Annotated in this window: 2 protein-coding genes and 1 pseudogene; 2 read left to right on the top strand and 1 reads right to left on the bottom strand. The window is 66.4% G+C overall.

From position 1 onward, the window contains the following. Positions 1-259, top strand: a 259-nt coding sequence (locus AAGI46_17095; GenBank protein ID MEM1013925.1) for a hypothetical protein, incomplete at its 5' end; no start/stop codon positions are given. Between the two features lie 82 nt (positions 260-341). Continuing rightward, positions 342-919, top strand: a pseudogene (locus tag AAGI46_17100) (inorganic diphosphatase). Positions 920-925: 6 nt separating this feature from the next. Here AAGI46_17100 and AAGI46_17105 read toward each other — a convergent pair. After that, positions 926-1688, bottom strand: a 763-nt coding sequence (locus AAGI46_17105; protein ID MEM1013926.1) for a M48 family metalloprotease, incomplete at its 5' end; no start/stop codon positions are given.

The following is a 1688-nucleotide window of genomic DNA, read 5'->3' on the forward strand; positions in this document are numbered from 1 at the left end:
CGATGACTCGCTGGCGATGGCGTTGGCCGATCGCGTCGAGATGCACGCGCCGTCGGTCGTGGACGAACCGTCATTCCTGCTCGTGACGTCCGAGCTGGACCGGCGAACGCACGAACGAGCGTTGCGGTCGGCCGACCCGACGGTTCGCACGGACGTCGTCCTCCGCTGGGCCGATGCGACGGCCGATTCGGTACGGACGTGGGTGGTCGTGTCGGTTACTGGACGTGGTTCCGGGATGTCTTCGCCAGAGCTGCCGTAGCCACAGGCCAAGGCCTGGGTCATACTGCGAGCGACCATCGTCGTCGTCAGGCGATGTTTCCGCTCCTGCACACCACTTCGTGATGATTCACCCCTGGCACGACGTCACCCCCGGCCGCGACATTCCCAGCGAGTTCGAGAGCGTCATCGAAATCCCCGCCGGCTCGAGCATCAAGTACGAGCTCGATAAGAACTCGGGCCTGATCCGGCTCGACCGCATGCTGTACTCGGCCGTCTACTACCCGGCGAACTACGGCTTCATCCCGCAGACGCTGGCCGAGGACGACGACCCGCTGGACGTGCTGGTGCTGTGCAAGGAACAGGTCGTGCCGCTGACGATTTTGCACGCACGCCCGATCGGGCTGATGACGATGCTCGACGAGGGCAAGCGCGACCACAAGATCATCGCGATCGCGACGGCCGACCCGGAGTACAACCACTACCGGGACGCCGAGGAACTTCCGCCGCACCGCCTGATGCAGATCACGCGGTTCTTTAAGGATTACAAGACGATGGAAGGCAAGAGTGTCGAGGTCGACGAGATCCAGCCGGCCGACGCGTGCCCGCCGATCATCGAAGACGCCCTCGCCCGCTGATCATCGAAGACGCCCTCGCCCGCTACAGCCGCCACCGCCGCGGCGGATTCGCGTACGGGAAGTGACGGAGGTCAGAAGAACGCGAATGGCAGGCTGATCGTCGCGAGGACGACGATCGCGGTTTTGATCGTGCGCACGCGTCGCTCGAAGGCATTGGTGCGCGTCGCGTCGTCGGCGAGCCACATCAGGTAGTCGCAGCGACTCCGCGGCGAGCCGTGCAGCAGGTCGGCCTGGCGTCGAAGGACGAACCGAAGCCGCGGCACCAGTCCCGGCCCGTCGGCCTGACTGGGCGGCGGGCCGTTGATCTGGACGGCAGCACGCAACGCCTCGGCGAACGCCCACGCGCCTGTCGCCGAAACCGAATCGCCGGGACTGATGAGCCGAGCGGCGAACACGTCGGCCTGTCGCTCGAACAGCCGACTCAGCAAGACGAAGCCGGTCAGGATGCCGACGATCAACGCCACTGAGACGATGCCGTCGATGACCAGCGTCGCCGTCGCCTCGCTGGGGGGAAGGACCCAGCCGTACGCCAGATCGATCGGCCCCAGCGTCGTCAGCGAGGCCGCGACGAAGAAGATGAGGAACCACAGAACGTGCCGATGCCGGAGGTGCCCCAGCTCGTGCGCGAGGACGGCCTCGACGTGCTCCACCGGTAGCGAGCGGAGCAACAGATCGCTCAGAAGCACGTACCGAAACCGCGGGACGATCCCGACGGCCAACGCATTGATGACGCTGCCGCCCGTGTGCCAGACGCGGAGCAAGCCGGCCGGTCGTTTGAGTGCGGTGCGTCGAACCAGGTCGTACAGCTGCCCGCCCGGGCCGTCGTCGTCGGCG

It is taken from the genome of Planctomycetota bacterium, from assembly GCA_038746835.1.
Classification (GTDB): domain Bacteria; phylum Planctomycetota; class Phycisphaerae; order Tepidisphaerales; family Tepidisphaeraceae; genus JBCDKH01.